This is a genomic window from Bradyrhizobium sp. CCGB01 (genome assembly GCF_024199795.1).
Classification (GTDB): Bacteria; Pseudomonadota; Alphaproteobacteria; order Rhizobiales; family Xanthobacteraceae; genus Bradyrhizobium.
In genome coordinates this window covers 4,449,197-4,467,466 of record NZ_JANADK010000001.1, presented here as the reverse complement: position 1 = coordinate 4,467,466, position 18,270 = coordinate 4,449,197, and the positions used below count along the sequence as shown (strand labels likewise).

At 63.5% G+C, this 18,270-nt stretch carries 18 protein-coding genes; 8 read left to right on the top strand and 10 right to left on the bottom strand.

Features of this window, described 5'->3' with window-relative positions; genetic code table 11:
• Nucleotides 1-16 precede the first annotated feature (16 nt).
• Entirely contained in the window at nt 17-1,513 is a 1,497-nt protein-coding gene (locus tag NLM25_RS20340) for a CoA-acylating methylmalonate-semialdehyde dehydrogenase (protein WP_254138129.1), read from the bottom strand.
• 102 nt (nt 1,514-1,615) lie between these two features.
• Between NLM25_RS20340 and NLM25_RS20335 the strand changes: the two genes are divergently transcribed.
• On the top strand, nt 1,616-2,530 hold the full coding sequence (locus NLM25_RS20335) for a LysR family transcriptional regulator (RefSeq protein ID WP_254138128.1): 915 nt from the start codon (nt 1,616-1,618) through the stop codon (nt 2,528-2,530).
• 98 nt (nt 2,531-2,628) lie between these two features.
• Here NLM25_RS20335 and NLM25_RS20330 read toward each other — a convergent pair whose 3' ends face one another.
• Together NLM25_RS20330 and NLM25_RS20325 are read right to left on the bottom strand one after the other, a co-directional pair.
• Nucleotides 2,629-3,249, bottom strand: coding sequence for a TetR/AcrR family transcriptional regulator (locus tag NLM25_RS20330; protein ID WP_254138127.1), 621 nt, complete (start codon nt 3,247-3,249; stop codon nt 2,629-2,631).
• 64 nt (nt 3,250-3,313) lie between these two features.
• On the bottom strand, nt 3,314-3,847 hold the full coding sequence (locus NLM25_RS20325; RefSeq protein ID WP_254138126.1) for a PaaI family thioesterase: 534 nt from the start codon (nt 3,845-3,847) through the stop codon (nt 3,314-3,316).
• 156 nt (nt 3,848-4,003) lie between these two features.
• Between NLM25_RS20325 and NLM25_RS20320 the strand changes: the two genes are divergently transcribed.
• From NLM25_RS20320 to NLM25_RS20310, 3 genes are all read left to right on the top strand, one after another.
• Entirely contained in the window at nt 4,004-4,774 is a 771-nt protein-coding gene (locus NLM25_RS20320; RefSeq protein WP_254138125.1) for an enoyl-CoA hydratase, read from the top strand.
• Between the two features lie 327 nt (nt 4,775-5,101).
• Nucleotides 5,102-6,298 carry an acetyl-CoA C-acyltransferase gene (locus tag NLM25_RS20315; RefSeq protein ID WP_254138124.1) on the top strand — a complete coding sequence of 399 codons (1,197 nt, stop codon included), beginning with the start codon at nt 5,102-5,104 and terminating at the stop codon, nt 6,296-6,298.
• 110 nt (nt 6,299-6,408) lie between these two features.
• Nucleotides 6,409-7,704: an MFS transporter gene (locus NLM25_RS20310; RefSeq protein ID WP_254138123.1), complete on the top strand. Its 1,296-nt coding sequence runs from the start codon at nt 6,409-6,411 to the stop codon at nt 7,702-7,704.
• On the opposite strand, the gene NLM25_RS20305 is transcribed toward NLM25_RS20310, so the two are convergent.
• The 3 genes from NLM25_RS20305 to NLM25_RS20295 all read right to left on the bottom strand — a co-directional run bounded on the left by NLM25_RS20305 (nt 7,701) and on the right by NLM25_RS20295 (nt 11,012).
• Nucleotides 7,701-9,092, bottom strand: coding sequence for a carbohydrate porin (locus NLM25_RS20305; protein WP_254138122.1), 1,392 nt, complete (start codon nt 9,090-9,092; stop codon nt 7,701-7,703). The two genes, NLM25_RS20310 and NLM25_RS20305, sit on opposite strands and share 4 nt — an antisense overlap.
• 12 nt (nt 9,093-9,104) lie before the next feature.
• Complete coding sequence (locus NLM25_RS20300) at nt 9,105-10,121, bottom strand: transporter (protein WP_254138121.1); 1,017 nt, start codon at nt 10,119-10,121, stop codon at nt 9,105-9,107.
• Between the two features lie 108 nt (nt 10,122-10,229).
• A complete protein-coding gene (locus tag NLM25_RS20295) occupies nt 10,230-11,012 on the bottom strand; it encodes an acetoacetate decarboxylase (RefSeq protein ID WP_254118613.1) in 783 nt (260 codons plus the stop codon).
• A gap of 221 nt (nt 11,013-11,233) precedes the next feature.
• On the opposite strand from NLM25_RS20295, the gene NLM25_RS20290 reads away from it, so the two are divergent.
• Together NLM25_RS20290 and NLM25_RS20285 are read left to right on the top strand one after the other, a co-directional pair.
• Nucleotides 11,234-12,409, top strand: coding sequence for a patatin-like phospholipase family protein (locus NLM25_RS20290; protein ID WP_254138120.1), 1,176 nt, complete (start codon nt 11,234-11,236; stop codon nt 12,407-12,409).
• Nucleotides 12,410-12,593: 184 nt separating this feature from the next.
• Nucleotides 12,594-13,097 carry an isoprenylcysteine carboxylmethyltransferase family protein gene (locus tag NLM25_RS20285; RefSeq protein ID WP_254118611.1) on the top strand — a complete coding sequence of 168 codons (504 nt, stop codon included), beginning with the start codon at nt 12,594-12,596 and terminating at the stop codon, nt 13,095-13,097.
• Nucleotides 13,098-13,184: 87 nt separating this feature from the next.
• Here NLM25_RS20285 and NLM25_RS20280 read toward each other — a convergent pair whose 3' ends face one another.
• The 3 genes from NLM25_RS20280 to NLM25_RS20270 are packed head-to-tail and all read right to left on the bottom strand — an operon-like array spanning nt 13,185 to nt 15,836.
• Nucleotides 13,185-13,838, bottom strand: coding sequence for a TadE/TadG family type IV pilus assembly protein (locus NLM25_RS20280; RefSeq protein ID WP_254118610.1), 654 nt, complete (start codon nt 13,836-13,838; stop codon nt 13,185-13,187).
• Entirely contained in the window at nt 13,838-14,395 is a 558-nt protein-coding gene (locus NLM25_RS20275; RefSeq protein ID WP_254118609.1) for a TadE/TadG family type IV pilus assembly protein, read from the bottom strand. Before NLM25_RS20275 ends, NLM25_RS20280 begins: the two co-directional genes overlap by 1 nt.
• Before the next feature lie 10 nt (nt 14,396-14,405).
• Nucleotides 14,406-15,836, bottom strand: coding sequence for a TadE/TadG family type IV pilus assembly protein (locus NLM25_RS20270; RefSeq protein WP_254138119.1), 1,431 nt, complete (start codon nt 15,834-15,836; stop codon nt 14,406-14,408).
• A 496-nt stretch (nt 15,837-16,332) separates the two neighbouring features.
• Between NLM25_RS20270 and NLM25_RS20265 the strand changes: the two genes are divergently transcribed.
• Nucleotides 16,333-16,758 (top strand): DUF4440 domain-containing protein, encoded by a 426-nt coding sequence (locus NLM25_RS20265; protein ID WP_254138118.1) that lies wholly within the window; start codon nt 16,333-16,335, stop codon nt 16,756-16,758.
• Nucleotides 16,759-16,914: 156 nt separating this feature from the next.
• Nucleotides 16,915-17,190: a DUF3303 domain-containing protein gene (locus NLM25_RS20260; protein WP_018319867.1), complete on the top strand. Its 276-nt coding sequence runs from the start codon at nt 16,915-16,917 to the stop codon at nt 17,188-17,190.
• Nucleotides 17,191-17,265: 75 nt separating this feature from the next.
• On the opposite strand, the gene NLM25_RS20255 is transcribed toward NLM25_RS20260, so the two are convergent.
• Nucleotides 17,266-18,060, bottom strand: coding sequence for an IclR family transcriptional regulator (locus tag NLM25_RS20255; protein ID WP_254118606.1), 795 nt, complete (start codon nt 18,058-18,060; stop codon nt 17,266-17,268).
• Nucleotides 18,061-18,270: the final 210 nt, after the last annotated feature.

Here is an 18,270-nt window from a genome sequence, read left to right as displayed (position 1 = left end):
CTCGCTCCTGAGAGGACTACTTCATCAGCGGGATCGAGAACTCCGCACCTTCCTTGACGCCGGACGGCCAGCGCGAGGTCACCGTCTTGGTCTTGGTGTAGAAGCGGACCGAGTCCGGGCCGTGCTGGTTGAGATCGCCGAAGCCCGACTTCTTCCAGCCGCCGAAGGTGTAATAGGCGATCGGCACCGGGATCGGCACGTTGACGCCGACCATGCCGACATTGACCTTGGCCGCGAAGTCGCGCGCGGCGTCGCCGTCGCGGGTGAAGATCGCAACACCGTTGCCATAGTCATGGTCGGACGGCAGCGCCAGCGCCTCCTTGTAGTCGTGCGCACGCACGACCGAGAGCACCGGGCCAAAGATCTCTTCCTTGTAGATCCGCATGTCCTTGGTGACGTTGTCGAACAGCGAACCGCCGAGATAGAAGCCGTTCTCGTAGCCCTGCATCTTGAAGCCGCGGCCGTCGACGGCGAGCGTCGCGCCTTCCTTGATGCCAATGTCGATGTAGCTCTTGACCTTCTCGACCGCCTCGCGGGTCACCAGCGGACCGTAATCGGCCGACGGATCGATCGAGGTGCCGATCTTGAGCGACTCGACGCGCGGGATCAGCTTTTCCATCAGCCGGTCGGCGGTGGACTTGCCGACGGGGACGGCGACGGAGACGGCCATGCAGCGCTCGCCGGCCGAGCCGTAGCCGGCACCGATCAGCGCGTCGACGGCCTGGTCCATGTCCGCGTCGGGCATGATGATGGCGTGGTTCTTGGCGCCGCCGAAACACTGGCAGCGTTTGCCGGTCTGTGCCGCGCGCTCATAGATGTATTGCGCGATCGGCGTGGAGCCGACGAAGCCCACGGCCTTGATATCGGGATCGTCGAGGATGGCGTCGACCGCTTCCTTGTCGCCGTTGACGACGTTGAGGATACCGGCCGGCAGGCCCGCCTCGATCATCAGCTCGGCGAGCAGCATCGGCACGCCGGGGTCGCGCTCGGACGGCTTCAGAATGAAGGCATTGCCGCAGGCGATGGCGGGGGCGAACTTCCACATCGGGATCATCGCCGGGAAGTTGAACGGCGTGATGCCGGCGACGACGCCGAGCGCCTGGCGCATGGAATAGATGTCGATGCCGGGGCCGGCGCCTTCGGTGTACTCGCCCTTCATCAGATGCGGGATGCCGCAGGCGAACTCCGCGACTTCGAGGCCGCGCTGAATGTCGCCCTTGGCGTCCGGCACGGTCTTGCCGTGCTCGCGGGCGAGCAGCTCGGCGAGCTTGTCGTAGTCACGCTGCACCAGCTCGACGAACTTCATCATCACGCGGGCGCGGCGCTGCGGGTTGGTCGCGGCCCATTCCGGCTGGGCGGCACGGGCGTTCTCGATGGCGGCCCGGACCTCGGCCTTGGACGCCAGTGCGACCTTGGCCTGGACGTCACCGGTCATCGGCTCGAAGACGTCCGCCGTCCGGCCCGACGTGCCCTTCACTTCCTTGCCACCGATGAAATGTCCGACTGAACGCATGGAATGATCTCCTTGAGGCCGAGCTTGAACGCTTTGACAAATCCTATCGACCTGCATTTATTGGGATTCAAGTCTGAGATAATGCACCATAGATGTGCGAAAATGCTGGATCAAGGTCACATCGATTGGGACGACTTCCGCTTCGTGCTGGCCATCGTTCGGGGCGGCTCGGTGTCGGCTGCGGCAAAACAGCTCGGGGTCGACCATGCCACGGTGATCCGCCGCGTGGACCGGCTGGAGAAGCACCTTTCGGCCAAGCTGTTTGACCGGCGCAAGACCGGCTATCTCCTCACGGAGGCCGGCCAGCGCGTCGCCGACAGCGCCGAAACGATGGAATCGACCATCGTCGCCAACCAGGAGCAGGTCGGCGGCTCCGTGGCACGGCTGACCGGCACGGTCCGGATCGGTGCGCCCGACGGGTTCGGCACCGCCTTCCTGGCGCCGCGGCTGGCGCCGTTCGCCGACCGCTACCCGGATCTCGACCTGCAACTTGTGGCCACCGCGCGGCTGTTCAGCCTCTCCAAGCGCGAGGCCGATATCGCCATCAGCCTGACCATGCCGAAGGAAGGCCGCATCGTCGGGCGCAAGCTGCTCGACTATCGGCTCGGGCTTTATGCGGCGCCGGCCTATCTCGAACGTTTCCCCGAGATCACGTCGCGCGAGGTGCTGCCGCAGCATCGCTTCGTCGGCTATATCGAGGAACTGCTGTTCACGCCGGAGCTCGACTATCTGCCGCAGGTGTCGCCGCGGATCTCTGCGCGCCTGCGCAGCGCCAATCTGATCGCGCAGCTCAACGCCACGCTCGCGGGCTTCGGCATCGCCGTGCTGCCGCATTTCATGGCGAGCGATTATCCGCAGCTCGTGGCGGTGCTGCCCGAGGAAATCTCGATCACGCGGACATTCTGGATGCTGATGCACGCAGACAGCAAAGACCTCGCGCGGATCAGGGCTGTCGCGGATTACATCTCGGAGATTGTCGAGCGCGAGCGGGCGTTGTTTGCGGGGCGGACTTCGTAGGGTGGGTTAGCCGAAGGCGTAACCCACCGCTTCTGCTTGCACGGAAACCAGCGAGGTGGATTACGCTTCGCTAATCCACCCTACGCATTCAACGGCATCTAGCTCTGCTTCGCCTTCTTCGCCGCTGCCACCTTCGGCTCACGTTTGGTGCCGTCGAGTGCGCTGTCCTTGCCCGCCTTCAGCACCTCGTCCGACAGTTCGCTCGAGCCGGCAATGCGGGCCAGCAGCATGGTACCGGCCATCGTGGCCAACGTCGCAATCGCCTGCTTGCGCGCGGCCTTGCGCGGCACGTCGGGGATAAAGTCCGCCATCATCTCGACCATCTCGTCGAGCTTGCCGGCGAACGCCTTGCGCGTCTTCGGGCTCTCGCGGGCGATCTCGGCGCCCAGCGCGGGGATCGAGCAGCCATGGCCGGGATTGTCCCGGTGCAGCGCCGAGAGATAGGTCTCGACGATCTGGCCAAGCTGCTTCTCGGGCGCGACCTGATCCGATTGCTTGCGCCAATGCTCCATCGAGCGGTCCATGGCGTAGGCGAAGGCCTCGATCACCAGCGCCTCGCGCGAGTCGAAATGCGCATAGAAGCCGCCATGGGTCAGGCCCGCCTCCTTCATGAGGTCGGCGACGCCGATGCCGTGGGCACCCTTTTCGCGCAGCCGCACCGAGGCTTTCTTCACGATGCGGTCGTGGGTTTCCTGCTTGTGTTCCCGGGAATAGCGCATACGGGTCCCATTGAATGTCGGAGATCATCTCATAACACAGAAATGGACCGGACGGTGTATTAATTCACGTTAAGTTATTGCCGATCATTGAAAAGGTTGCAGTTGCATGGACTGCGAGCGCGCCCTTGCCGTCGCGCACGAACCCCTCGGTGTAGCTGGTCTGCCGTCCCAGCTTGATGATCTTGCCCTCCGCTGAAATCAGGCCGGAACGAATCGACAGCGGCCGCAGGAACGTCATTTTCAGGTCGAGCGTCACGGACGATTGCCCCGCCTCCAGCCGCGTCGAAATCGCGCAGCCCATGGCGGTATCGATCAACGCCGCGGCGGTCGCCCCGTGCAGGAGCCCGATGGTATTTTCGAGATCCTCGCGCGGCTCCAGTTCCATGACGATCCGGCCCGGCTCGACCACCGCCATGGTGAAACCGATCAACTTTGCAAATGGTGGCGGCGGCAACCGGCCATCGCGGATGCCCAGCATCGCATCCATGCCTGAAAGGCCCATCGCCACTTTCGCAACCGGCGCAGGTACTTGCCAGTCCACCACGCGCTCGCGGCGTTGCGCCGGCGAAAACAGGTCGAGTTGATCGTTGTCGGTCATGGCCGCCTCTTTGAATGATATTCGTCATACTATGCTGCGGACTTCGTGCTGGCAACTCTGCCTCCCTCGCCCGCTTGACAAGCAATGCGTTTCGGCCCGGAAGTGATGCCGACCGGCGCGCCTCGCGCCTGTCCACGAAACCTTCGAGATGCCACGATGGAAATGCTCAACAATCACTGCGGCGTGGAGCGCGATGCGCGCGGCGTCGTTCATGTCGCGATCTGCAATGCGGGCTCGCTGAACATTCTGGGCTCGCCCGTGACCGACGCGGTGCGCGAGGGACTGCAGCAGCTCGCCTCCGACCGCAGCATCCGCGTCGTGGTGCTGCGCGGCCAGAGCGAAAAGAGCATGATCGGCGGTGCCGACATCAAGGAGATGGCGAAGCTCGACCAGAAATCAGCGGAGGCCTTCATCAGCCGCCTGCGCGATCTCTGCGAGGCCGTGCGCCAGTTCCCCGCCCCCGTGATCGCGCGCATGCCCGGCTGGTGCCTCGGCGGCGGGCTCGAAGTGGCGGCCGCCTGCGATTTCCGGGTTGCGGCGCATGATGCGCATTTCGGCATGCCGGAGGTGCGCGTCGGCATCCCCTCGGTGATCCATGCCGCGCTGCTGCCGCGCCTGATCGGCTGGGCCCGCGCGCGCTGGCTGGTGATGACGGCCGAGAACATCGACGCGCCGACGGCGCTGGCCTGGGGACTGGTCGACAAGGTCGCGCCGGACGGCGGACTGGATGCGGCGGTCGAGCATCTCGTGAACGCCCTGCTCGAATGCGGTCCCGAGGCGCTGCGGTCGCAGAAGGCGCTGCTGCGGCAGTGGGAGGAACTGCCGTTGACGGAGTCGGTCAACCTCAGCGTCAAGGTGTTCGGCGAGTCGTTTTTGACCGACGAGCCGACGCGGCTGATGGGCGCGTTTGTGAACAGGAAGCGGTAGTTTAGAGAGCAGCTCCCTCAAAGACGGTGTCATGCCCCGCCTAGTGCGCAATTGCGCACGGGGGGCGGGGCATCCAGTACGCCGCGGCGCTAGTAGCACGAGCGAGTTCGCCAACGCGGGTCTCTGGAATACTGGATCGCCCGCCCCAGTGCGCAAGTGCGCACAAGGCGGGCGATGACAGGGTTCTGTGTGGCGGCCCCCTCCTCCGATCGAACGACCAAATCTCATCCGAACCACGACATTTTCTCATGCCGGGCGCGGTTGCATTTTTTGCGCCGCATCATATGATGATCATAATCTTACAGATCATCGCAGGGAGTTCTTGTCATGGCCGAAGCCGCCGATCCCGTCGTCATCGTCTCCGCCGCCCGCACCCCGCTCGGCCGCTTCATGGGCGAGTTGTCGCCGCTCCCCGCGCACAAGCTCGGATCCCACGTGATCGGCGCGGCGCTGGAGCGCGCCAGGCTCGCGCCCGAAAGGGTGGACGAGGTGTTCATGGGCTGCGTGCTGCCGGCCGGACAGGGCCAGGCGCCGGCGCGCCAGGCCGCGCGCGCTGCGGGTCTGCCCGATGCCACCGGCGCGACCACCGTCAACAAGGTCTGCGGCTCCGGCATGAAGGCGACCATGCTGGCGCACGACATCATTCGCGCCGGCTCGGCCGAGATCGTCGTCTCCGGCGGCATGGAGAGCATGAGCAACGCGCCCTATCTGCTCGCGAAGGCACGCGGCGGCTATCGCGCTGGCCATGACCGCATCATCGATCACATGATGATGGACGGCCTCGAGGACGCCTACGAGACCGGCCGCTCCATGGGCGATTTCGGCGAGGCCACCGCGGAAGCCTATCAGTTCACGCGCAAGGATCAGGACGCCTATGCGATGGAGACGCTCAGCCGTGCGCGCAAGGCCGTCGAGGGCGGCGCGTTCAAGGCCGAAATCGCGCCGATCACGCTGACCGAGAAAGCGGGCTCGCGCATCGTCGCCAATGACGAGCATCCGCTGAAGGTCGATCCCGCAAAAATTCCCGGGCTGAAGCCGGCATTCCGCGCCAACGGCACCATCACGCCGGCCGCATCCTCCGCGAACGCCGACGGCGCCGCCGCGCTGGTACTGACGAAGCGCTCGCTCGCCGATCGCAATGGGCTACCCGCGATCGCCGAGATCAAGGGTCACGCCACCCACAGCCAGGAGCCGCAATGGTTCACGACGGCGCCGATCCCGGCCATCCGCAAGCTGCTCGACAAGGTCGGCTGGAGCGCCGGCGACGTCGACCTGTTCGAGATCAACGAAGCGTTTGCGGTCGTCGCCATGGCGGCGCAGCGTGACCTCGGCATTCCCCGCGACAAACTCAACATCAACGGCGGCGCCTGTGCGCTCGGCCACCCCATCGGCGCCACCGGCGCGCGGCTGATCGTGACGCTGCTGCATGCGCTCGAGGCCAACAACCTCAAGCGCGGCGTCGCGGCACTCTGCATCGGCGGCGGTGAAGCCACCGCGATCGCGGTGGAGCGGATCGCGCGCTGACACGAAAGTCCGGAAATGAGGGAACTCTGTCATTTCCGACAGACACGTCCCGTGCCATTGTGCAAACTCGCGCAGGTCTCTTGCGATCTGCCCATCAAGATTGAGGCCCAATGATCTCGAACTGGCTCGCGGCAGCGCTCTCCCGCCGCAATATCCACTACGGCTGGGTGATGGTCGGCGTGACCTTCCTCACCGCGCTGATCAGCGCCGGCACGGTCGGCGCCCCCGGCGTGTTCATCGTTCCGCTCCAGCAGGAGTTCGGCTGGAGCACGGCGGAGATCTCCTCCGCGCTGTCGATCCGCTTCATCCTGTTCGGACTGATGGCGCCGTTCGCGGCTGCGCTTCTGAACCGCTACGGCCTGCGCAACGTGACGCTCACCGCGCAGCTCATCGTCGTCTCGGCACTGGTGGCCTCGCTCGGCATGACGCAGGTCTGGCAGCTCGTCGCGCTGTGGGGCGTGGTGATCGGCATCGGCACCGGCATGACGGCGCTGGTGCTGGGCGCGACCATTGCGACGCGCTGGTTCGCGGCGCGGCGCGGCCTCGTCGTCGGCATCATGACGGCGAGCGTCGCCACCGGCCAGCTCGTGTTCCTGCCGCTGCTCGCAAGCCTCACCGAACGTTACGGCTGGCGGCTCGCGCTCGGCTTCGTCTGCATCGCGCTCTGTGTTTCCGCACTCGCCGTGCTGCTCGCGATGCGTGACCGGCCGAGCGACGTCGGCCTGCGCCCGTTCGGCGACGAAGGCACCGCCCCCCTGCCCGCCCCTCCGGTCAGCCACGGCTCGATCACCGGCGTTGCGCTCGGTACGCTGCGCGACGCCTCGAAGTCGCGCGCGTTCTGGATCCTGTTCGCGACCTTCTTCGTCTGCGGTGCCTCCACCAACGGCCTTGTCCAGGTGCACCTGATCCCGATGTGCCTCGATTTCGGCATCCCGCAGGTGCAGGCCGCGAGCCTGCTCGCCGCGATGGGCATCTTCGACTTCTTCGGCACCATCATGTCGGGCTGGCTCTCGGATCGCTACGACAACCGCTACCTCCTGTTCTGGTACTACGGCCTGCGCGGGCTCTCGCTGATCTTCCTGCCCTTCAGTGATTTCTCGTTCTACGGCCTGTCGATCTTCGCGATGTTCTACGGGCTCGACTGGATCGCCACGGTGCCGCCGACGGTGCGCCTGACCGCGCAGAAGTTCGGACCCGAGCGCGCCAATCTGGTGTTCGGCTGGATCTTTGCCGGCCATCAACTCGGCGCGGGCACCGCCGCGTTCGGCGCCGGTTTCTCGCGGACGGTCTATCAGAGCTATCTGCCCGCGTTCTTCATCGCCGGCGCGCTCTGCGTGTTCGCCTCGCTGATCGTGCTGGCGCTGTCGCGGCAGCCGAAGCCGCAATCGAAACCTGCGATGGCCTAGTACCTGATCGTGGTGGTGACGCCGAACACTGCGGCGTCACCGATCCGCGACACGCCGGTCGGATCGCTCGGATTCGGGATGCCGCCGGAAGGCCTGAACACGTATTGGAAGTAAGGCGCGATCAGCCAGCCCGGCTTGATGTGCGCCTCGTAGATCATCTCGATCAGCGTCTCGTTACTGCGCACCGGGCTCTGGATGCCGGTGAAGACCTGCGTGTCGACGTCGAGATTGCGCGCGGTGTTCGAGATCCGCATATAGGCCATCGCCACGCCGAAGCGGTCGAGCGGCCGCCCCGGCGTGAAGCCGACGAAGCCGATGCCGCCGTCGAGATAAAGGTCGATCAGGTTGCGATCCGGCGGACTGTAGGCGATGCGGCCGAAGGCGGTGACGCCAGGGAGCGAGGCCGAGGTCGAGTTGTCCTTGACCTCCGGCGGGCGATACAGCACCTGCTCGATCACGGCGAAGATGCCGTAATTGCCGCGAAGTTTTGCGGGAATACCGCTCCCGCCGGGATCGGCGATCGAGAGCCCCTCGGCCGTAAAACGCTGGCTGTCGAACGCGCCATAATGCTTCCAGGCGCCCGGCGTGAAATTGCCGGCGAGCGGACGTCCGAAATCGATGTCGTAGTTGAAGCGGACCTGCCCGATCAGCCACGGCGGATCGTTGACGCGGAAGGCCAGGCCATGATGGTCGCGCAGCTGCGGATCCTGATCGCCCGGGCCTGACGGATCGCCGTTGAACACCGCGCCGAACGCCGTGATGTTGTCCGTCAGCGCGGCCTTGATGCGGATGCCGGGCACTGCGATCGGCGGTGCCGGACCGCCGGCCGGAAGATTACTCGCCTTGATAGCGGGCCAGCCGAACGTGCCGTTGATGAAGAGGTCGTCGGTCTGGCTGTCGAAGAACTCGACATCGGCGGCCTGCTGGCCGGCCCGGATGTTCAGGCGATCATTGAAGAAGCTCTGCTCGAAATAGGCGTTGTAGAGCCGCTGGTCCGGCAGCGCCTCGATCTCGCTGATGGTCGCGAGATTCATGACGTAGTTGCGGGACAGCCCCTGGCCGTAGATCACGAACGCATTGGCGTAGAAGCGGCCGCCGGTCCAGCCGACCAGCTTGTCGAGATCGGCATCGACCGACAGATCGAGCCGGCCGAAATGGATGGCGCCGCGCTTCACGCCGCCTGAAACGTTGGCGATGTTGTCCGCGATATAGGTCGCGCCGAAATTCAGGCCCTTGTTGGCGAGGCCGTCATGCCACTCGTTGAACCATTTCGGAAACAGCCATTCGGCCGCGCTCTCGTCCTTAGCGCCGGCGAGCGCACGCGTGCTCGCTGTTGCCGAGGCGAGCGCAATCGCGATCGCCAGAGATTTATGGATACTCCAACTCACGATCAACGCACGCTATTTGAAGATGCCCGTGCGCCGCATGAACAGATAGGCCGCGGCGACCGACGAGGCCATCAAGAGCGCCGCCCAGAGAAATCCGCTCTCGACATCGGTCAGCGGCAAGCCCTTGGTGTTCATGCCGAAGATGCCGGTGATCAGGGTCGGCGGCAGCAACAGCGAGGTCACGATCGAGAGCGTGTGGAGGTGGCGGTTGCTCTCCTCCTCGTTCTTGAAGCGCAGCTCCTCCTCGAGCAGGCGGCTGCGTTCGCGGAGCTCGACGATGTCGTGGTCGAGCCCGTCCAGCCGCTGCGCCAGCTTGCCGGCGTGGATGCGCAAGGCCGGCGAGAGATGATCGGTGTTCTTCTGATCGAGGCGGTGGAACAGCACGCGCAGGCCGGTGAGCTGACGATGCAGCCTGACGCAGGTCCGGCGCAGCCGGCCGAGATTGCGGCGCATCTCCGGCTTGGCGTCGTCGGCCAAAATCCGTTCCTCGATGTCGTCGATCTCCTGGCCGAGCTTGTCCGCCATCCGGTCCAGCGTGTCGGCGACCTCGTCGACGATCTTTTCCAGGAGGTGGGCGACATTGTCGACGCGGTAGCCGCCTTCGAGCACCCGGCGCGTCGCATCCGCCGAGCACAGCGCCTGATGGCGGCCACTGACGAGAAGATGCTCGGTCATGGCGAAACGCAGGAACGCGGTCTCCTCCGTTGCGCTGTCGATATCGCGCACGAGATCGGAGAAGACGCCGTAGACGCAGTGGTCGATGACGTGAAGCTGCTGGAACGTGTCGTTGGACAGCAAGAGGTCGCGCGCAAGCGGTGGCAGGCTCGATTCCGCGATCCACGGCCGCACGCGCGCATCGGTCAGGTTGAAATGCAGCCAGAGCCGGCCGTCATGGCTGAACTCGACCGGCCGGTCGATCGGCAGCGGCTCGGCGCTGCCGTCACTGTGCAGGCGGAACGCCCAGACGAGGCCGGGAACGGCAGGCACGGAATCCGATATCGCGCTGACGAGCTTCGCCGGCTCAGCCATGGCCAACCCCAACCGTCAACAGATGCCCCGCTCCGGAAGCTGGCTGACGGCACCTTCCGGACCTCTCAGGTACTCAATTACGGCTTTGTTACAGTTTGATGATGGCGCCTACTCCGCCGCCAGCCCGGTCAAAGCCGCCGCCTCGGCCTCCTTGACATAGTCGTGCACGACACGGCCGAACGGCAGCGTCAGATCGGCGATGTAGTGATGCGCGCCGAGGCAACGGCGAACCGGGAAATCCGCGACCGGCGCATTCACATGCGGCACCAGATGCAGCCGGCCGGGACCCATCCAGGAGCCCTTCGGCACGATGTCGACGAGGTTGATCGCGACGAGCTGGCAGATCTCGAGCCGGCCATCGACGCCGGGGATCATCTTCAGATTGATCTGCGTCTTCGACAGCGTGGCGCGGGTGAGATCGCCGTTGCCGGCCATGCTCTCGTGCTTGTAGCCCATCGTGCCCATGGCGACGAGCTGGCCGGCATATTCCAGCGTGCCCGTCAGCGTGTCCTTGACGATCTCGAGCTTGGGATGAGCGTATTTCTTGGGGAAGCCCCAGATCTCGCGGCCCGCCGCGATCGGCGGATCATCGTCCAGATACATCTGCGAGACGAAATTGACCTCCTCGCCGTTGAGGCGCGCGGGGATGACGAGACCGGACTCGGTGTAGCTGCCGAAGCCGGAGGAATCCGGCATCTTGATCCACTCGTAATGCACGATCGGCTGGTCGATCGGCTCCAGCGGCTCAGGCAGGCCGGCGCGGATCAGCTCCGGATCGGTCTCGTAAGTGATGACGAGGAATTCGCGGTTGACGAAGCGATAAGGCCCGGCCGGATAGCTCGGCCCTGCCGCCGGCATGGACGGAAGTCTCAGCAAATCTTCCCTGCGCATCGCTGGTCTCCTGTGTGATGTCTGTGACGCTCGCTTCAGGCCCGATGCAAATTGCTAGCCGCGGTCATTGACTGCGATGTGAAGGATTTCCGTCAGGCCCGCGAACCCGCCACCATTCTTGCGGCGGTTGACCTGCATGCAGACGATGCATCGGCGCCAACCTTGTCATCACGCCGTCACCACGCGACGCAATCGTTTGGGGATAGGCAGGAGGCATCGCCATGGACGCCCGCACGTCGCAACCGACTTACCAGACCCATCAGCCTCCCGCGCGGGGCTGGCGGCCCGAGCGCTGCGACCGTGTTGCGCTGGTGCTGCAAGGCGGCGGCGCGCTCGGCGCCTACCAGGCCGGCGTCTACCAGGCGCTGCACGAGGCCGGCATCGAGCCCGACTGGGTCTGCGGCGTCTCGATCGGCGCGATCAACTCCGCCATCATCGCCGGCAACAAGCCGGAGAAGCGGCTGGATGCGCTGCGCATCTTCTGGGAGCGCATCACCAACCGCAAGATCTGGCACTACACGCCGGACGGCGACGTCTTCCGCCAGTGGCGCAATCTCTATAGCTCCTGGATGACGTCGGCGATGGGCCAGCCGGGCTTCTTCACGCCGCACCAGGTCAATCCCTGGTTCAGCCCGGTCGGCGCGCGGACCGCGACCAGCTATTACGACACGATGCCTTTGAAGGAGAGCCTGCTGGAGCTCGTCGACTTCGACCTCATCAACGAGAAGAAGGTCCGCTTCGCGGTCGGCGCCGTGAACGTGCTCTCCGGCAACTTCATCTATTTCGACAACGCCCACGACGAGATCGAGCCGGAGCACATCATGGCCTCCGGCGCCCTGCCCCCGGCGCTGCCGATGGTGCGGATCGGCACCGATCATTTCTGGGACGGTGGCATCGTCTCCAACACGCCGCTGCAGCATCTGCTCGACCAGGAGGACGCGCTCAATTCGCTGGTGTTCCAGGTCGACCTGTTCAGCGCGCGCGGCGTGCTGCCGCGCTCGATCCAGGACGTGATGGCCCGCCACAAGGACATCATGTATTCCTCGCGCACGCGCCACAACACCGACGTCTACCGCCGCACGCACAATCTCAAGGTCCTGCTCTACAAGGCCCTGGCGAAGCTGCCGGACGAGCAGCTCTCCGAGGAGGACCGCAAGCTGAAGGCGAGCCTGCGCCGCATGCCGGAGATCGCGATCCTGCATCTTATCTACCAGCAGAAGGCCTATGAGGGCGATGCCAAGGACCACGAATTCTCGGGCACTTCGATGCGCGAGCACTGGACAAGCGGCTACGAGGACACCAAGCGCACCCTGAAGCGCCGCGACTGGATCAAGATGCCCGACGAAGGCATGGGGCTCGTGGTGCACGACGTGCACCGGGAGACGGAGAGCGCGTAAGGCACGCCGCGGGAGGGTGCTCAGGACAAAAGCCGCGAAAACAACCCCATGCACAGTAGACGGGGCTTGGCCGATCAATGACTTAGGACGCGGACTCTTAACGCAGCAATCGTGGAGCCGCGTTCAATGCTCGTAGCGGAAAGTGATTTGCTAAGCTATTCTTGTCGGGTCGTGGGAGCACACGATGTCGAAAGCAATTGCTGTCCTGGGCTCCGCTCTGTTCTTCGTCATTGCACCGTTGGTGCTGGCAGGCTTCATCCCCTGGTGGGTCACGGAGTGGGAATTTCGGCCAGCTTTTTTCGGCGTCGATCTAACCCGCATCCTCGGCGGCATATTGATCATCGTCGGAGTGCCCGGACTTGTGGATTCATTTGCCCGTTTTGCGCTGCAGGGGCTGGGGACGCCCGCCCCGATCGCTCCGACACAAAAGCTCGTAGTGACTGGCCTTTATCGCTACGTGCGAAATCCGATCTACATCGCGGTCGTCGCGGTCATTTTTGGTCAGGCCATTTTGTTTGGTGACTGGCGTCTCCTCTGGTACGGCGCGCTACTCTGGCTCTTTTTTCATCTCTTTGTGGTGATGTACGAAGAACCGACGCTCGAGCAAACATTCGGCACGGAATACGAGAGCTTTCGGACCAATGTGCCGCGCTGGATTCCGCGGTTGACGCCATGGCGAGCCGCATAAAGGAATTTTCGCTGAAGCGAATTTCTCTCAAAATGCCGGACGCAGCAACCTAGCAGCATCCGGTTTGATCAACCGCGTTCCGCGGAGCTAACAGGTCTTCTGCTGCAAGTGCTGCACACAGGTGCAGGTCTTCGCCGCCGGATATTTCACGTCGTAATAGGGAGGAGACAACGTGGTCGGGCCGTTCGTCGAGCAGCGTGGAAACAGGTAATAGCTGTCGGACAGCTTCACCTTGCCGGCGATCGTAAAGCCGAGGTTGGGCGCGTAGTCGTAGGACACCTCGCTCAGGATGAGCGAGATATTGGCATTGCTGGTACCGCCCGGCGCGGTAAAGGACGACAGGGTCATCTGCTCACCGACGGTTCTCTCCCCCGACGTCTTCGTCGACTTGCTCCATTGCACCGTCGCGTTGCCACTGCTGTCGGTCGAGACCTCCGAGACTGTGATCGTCATCAAGGAGGTGGTGCCGTTCATGATGGGATACGGAGCCATGATGGCGGTCGCCGCAGCGAGAATACCGTCCATCTGGGTCGACGTGACGGCCGTGTTCTGCGAGATCATGTCGGCAACGCTGTGCGCGGTCGCGCTGACCTTGACGTTCATCGCCAGCCCGTTCCCGAGTTCGACGCCGCCGACATAGAGCACCAGCATGAATGGCGTCACGATGGCGAACTCCGTCGCTGCAACAGCGCGTACATCGGTCAACATCTGCCGAGCGCGAGACGACAGGGCGGAGATCATCAGGTAGCTCCTGGCTCGTTCTGGAACGCGGCGGATGACATCAGCAGCCGGTTGCCATTGGTAAGGTTCGAGAGATTGAAGCCGAGCGGCCCGAGCACGACCGGCCAGACGTACATGACGCGGAGAACGACGATATCGCCGGCGTCGCCCGGATTGTACTGCCAGGTATTGGTCACATTGCCCTTGCTGTCGAAGGTCAGCGTCGGCGTTGCCGTGTTCGTGGAAGACCAGGACGTCGCGACCTGCATGTCGATCATCAGGCCGTTGCAATTGAACAGGATCACGATCTGATCGCAGACCTTCTGCTTGAAGGTAGCCTGATTCATCTGCGCCGACTGAACCTGCCCCGTCAAGACGAGGCGCGCCGACTGGCGCACCACGGATTCGAGCATCTGCTGGGCAAAGAAAACCAGAAACGTCTGAATGAGCGCGATGATGAGGGCGAGGAACGGCGCAGCGACGAGCGCGAATTCGACGGCGGTGGCTCCGCTGTCATTGCCGGCGAACGCGGCGCAGCGGTTGCGGCGTCTTTTCGTTGTTGCGGCGGATCCGAGCATGGCCCCTTCCTTACTGCACGAGGCTGGCCGTGCTGGACGCAACCTTGATGAAGAGGTTGGTCAGCGCCGCGGAAATGTCGCCACCTGTCTGCACGCTCGCATAAAGGCCGGGCGATGCGCAGGATTGCAGCCGCGTCGCGATCGTGCCGGTCGACGAGGACGGGCTGTTGAATTGCGCGATGCGGGTGTTGTACCAGCTTTCGGTCGGCAGCGGCAGATACTCGGTGTAGAGGACCGCGATGCGAATGCCGCGGTTCTTGATCGTCGTGCAGATCGCCGTGTCGAGCGGCTGCTGGCATCGCAAGGTCGTCGAGTTGGCCGTCGGAAGCGCATAGGTGGCATTGGCGTCGCAGGTGCCGCCCGACTTCGGGATGAGCTTGTCCTCGACGCCGTCGGTGACGAGGAAGACCACTTCCTGCGGCGTATCGCCCGCCTGATTGGTGCCAGTGCCCGGCAGAGGCATCACGGCGTTGACGCCCGTCAGCCCCTTCGAGATATCCGTTCCGTAGTCGGTGGTGTAGGTACAGTTGCCCTTGCTGTCGACAATGGGGCAGTTCTGGTGGTCGACCGTCAGGAGCTGAATGTTGGCGATCTTCGTGGCGGCGGTGTCCGGGGTGGTCAGCGTCTGGATCGTGTTGAGGGCATAGTCGAAGGTGTAGATGGCGGCCTTGTAGGTGGTGTTGTTGAGCGCCGACATGCACTGCATGACGCCGCCCGTCACACCCGACTGCGGGCACGACGTCCAGGGTCCCTTCAGCAATTGCGTAACGGCGTTCGTCACGAGATCGATGCGCAGCACGATGTTGTTCGCGCGCGCGATGGTGAGATTGTCCTTGTTCGTCGAGCTTGCAGCTGCGTTGTTCGGACGCGTTTCATGACAGGCAAACGCGCAACCCTTCGCGTAGCTGGGCTGATTCTTCGTGGCGGCGATCATGTTGTCGATGTTGGTCTGGGTCGCCGCGATCGCCATCGACGGCGAATCGTCCAGCAGCAGATAAAAGTTCATGTTGGGCGCGCTCGAAGCTTTCGCCGTTGCAGAACCCGCGACATCCCAGTTCTGCTTGCCGAGAACGCTGGGGAAATTATTGACGGACTGCGCGGTGTAGGAAACCGTGATGCTTCGCGCGAGGCCGGAATCCGTGACTGTGATCGTCGGCGTCGGCACCGTCGCCAGACCGGGAAGATTCGCCTTCGCTGCAAAGACGGCTGCGGCGGTCGCCTGGACGACCGTCTTGTCGGTCTGGGTCAGCATCGCCGGCCTCACGGCTGCGATCGCGGCCGCGTCGGCAGCCGCATTCAGTTGCTCCCGCTTGCGGACGGCCTGCGTGTAGTCGAGCGTCATGCCCAGGAGAAAGACGATCGGGACCGTCATCAGGGCGAAGATGACGGCGATGTTGGCCTTCCGGTCTCTTGCGAAACGGAGCACTACCCGGCGGAGCATGACCTTCATCCTGAATGCCGTCGTGGCGGCAGAGAGCAATTCCTAAAGTCTTTTGATCGGGGCAACCGGTGGGATGACCGCTGCCGGTCGCCCGCCAATCGCAGGCTGGAATATGGATATGGCCTTCTTAATCAACACTTACGGGCAATCACCAAACACGGACTGCAACAGAGTGAGATGTTCCATATCGAGAAGACATCATTAATGTCGCTTAAACGCGATCGCAGAGATTGGGGGGTAAGCGGCCTTCGGAGGGGGGCGATACGGCCCTTACCCCGGCGCTGGTCGGCGCCGCCTCCGTCGCGTCCGGAGGTGGCCGTGAGCGGCCCCAGGCCGCGTCGATGTCCACTCGCGACCTTCGTCAACGGTGCTGACGGTAATTCCCCGGAATTGCTGTTGCGCCTACCCCGGCCTGGAATGGGCCATTCAACGCATCCACTTCGAGAGAAGACGACTGCCCCTGCATCCACATCGTACTTCGGGTCTGGAGATGATCATGCGCAACATGGCATCGGCGATTGCAATCGTGATCGCGTTGAGCGCGCCGGCCTTGGCTCAGAAGGCCGAGATTGAAGCAACCAATGCGAAATGGATCGAGATGTTCAACAAGGGAGATTTTTCCGGGATTGCGTCCCTCTACAGCGCCGATGCGATCGCGCTCCCGCCCGGCTCCGCGATGGTGAAGGGCCGACCAGCCATCGAGGTGATGTGGAAAAGCATGGCTGAACAGGTGACCGATCCGAAGCTCACGACGGTAGATGTCAAGCCGCTCGGCTCTTCCGCGGCACGCGAGATCGGCACGTTCGTCCTGAAGACCAAGGGACCGGCACCGCAGGACGTGACCGGAAAGTATGTGGTCGTCTGGGAGAAGGTCGGAGACGACTGGAAGCTCGCCACCGACATCTGGAACGACGGCAAGTAATCGTCTTACGTCCATAGCAGCGCTTGCGCCGGAAGCAGCAGGGATCAAACCGACGCGCGTGTTCATTCGCCGTTGTTATTCGATACGCAGGCGCTATCGTGTGCGTGCGGCGTAGCCGCGACATTCATCCGATAATTCTAGTCATAGGAGGATCGCATGAAATTCATAACCACCTGGAGCGTACCTCAAGGCACTTTCAATGCAGCCGTCGCCCGCTTTCTCGAGACCGGCGGCGCTCCGCCCGAGGGCGTCAAGATGTTGGGTCGCTGGCATGGCATGAACGGACAGGGATTTGCGATCTCTGAATCGAGCGATCCAAAAGCCATGTATCGCTGGCTCGCGCAATGGTCTGACCTGCTCCCGTTGACCGTCACGCCTTGCCTCGAGGACGGAGACGCGGGAGAGGTGATGGCGTCGCTCCCCAAGCGTTGAGCATCAAGCGTTGAGCATCAACGTCACTGCCGCCGCAGAAACCGGCGGCAGTGACATGCTCGCCCGTGGTGGCCATCATTTGGCATCCGCGTCATCGTCGCCTTCGACTTGCAGAATGGTCTCCGACAGCAGGGCGGCAGCCTTTTGAAGCGGCGCGATGAACCGGTCCAGCTCGGCGAAGCTCACGCGCGCCACCGGCACGGAGACACCCAGGCAGGCAATCAGTTCTCGATCCGGTGACAGAATGGGGACGGCGCACCCGACCACTCCCTTCACGTACTCTTCGTTTGTCTTGGCCCAGCCGCGTTGCCGCGTATCCTCGAGCACCTTCATCAGCGCGTGGACATCGGCGATCGTCGTTTCCGTGAATTTGGTCAGGGGTAGCGCGCGGCACAGCTTCGCCCGGATCCGCTCGGGCAGCCTGCTCATATAGATCTTGCCGGTCGACGTGCAGTGCAGCGGCGCCGCTTCCCCCGGATTGAACTGAAGACCTTGCGGCTCCGAAACGCGCACGCTGTCGACATAGGCCACGAAATTATCGCGCACGACGCCGATCTCGCACTGTTCGCCGATCTCTGCCGCGACCGCCCGCAGCACCGCGTGCCGCCGCGCCGTGCGAAATGCCGCTCCGATGACCGAGGCGGACAGTGTGACGAGCTGGTTTCCCACGACGTACCGCTTGGTCCCCAATGCCTTCTGAAGGAGTCCGCGGTCTTCGAGATTTCCGATCAGCCTGTGGGCTGTTGGAAGAGGCAGCGAGAGGGCCTTTGCGATCTCCGCCGCCGAGACGGCTTTGCGCTGGTCGGCAACATGCCGAACGATCGCGAAGGCCCGGTCCAGCGGCCCATCCTTCTCAACTGGCTTCGTCATGTCTCAACCGGCCAAAACTGGAAGCAAAATCAAGATCAACGCCAAGTATTATCATTTTTCGGAATTAAATCTATTGAAATTCGACAATTTCATTTGTCGAAATTCGGAAAGCTCATATTCTCGGCGTTGCCGGTGACTGACCAGAAATTGTGCAGCGCAGTCTCGCCGTTTCAAAAATCCCGCTCTGCCGCTTGGCCGAGAGCCAAGTCT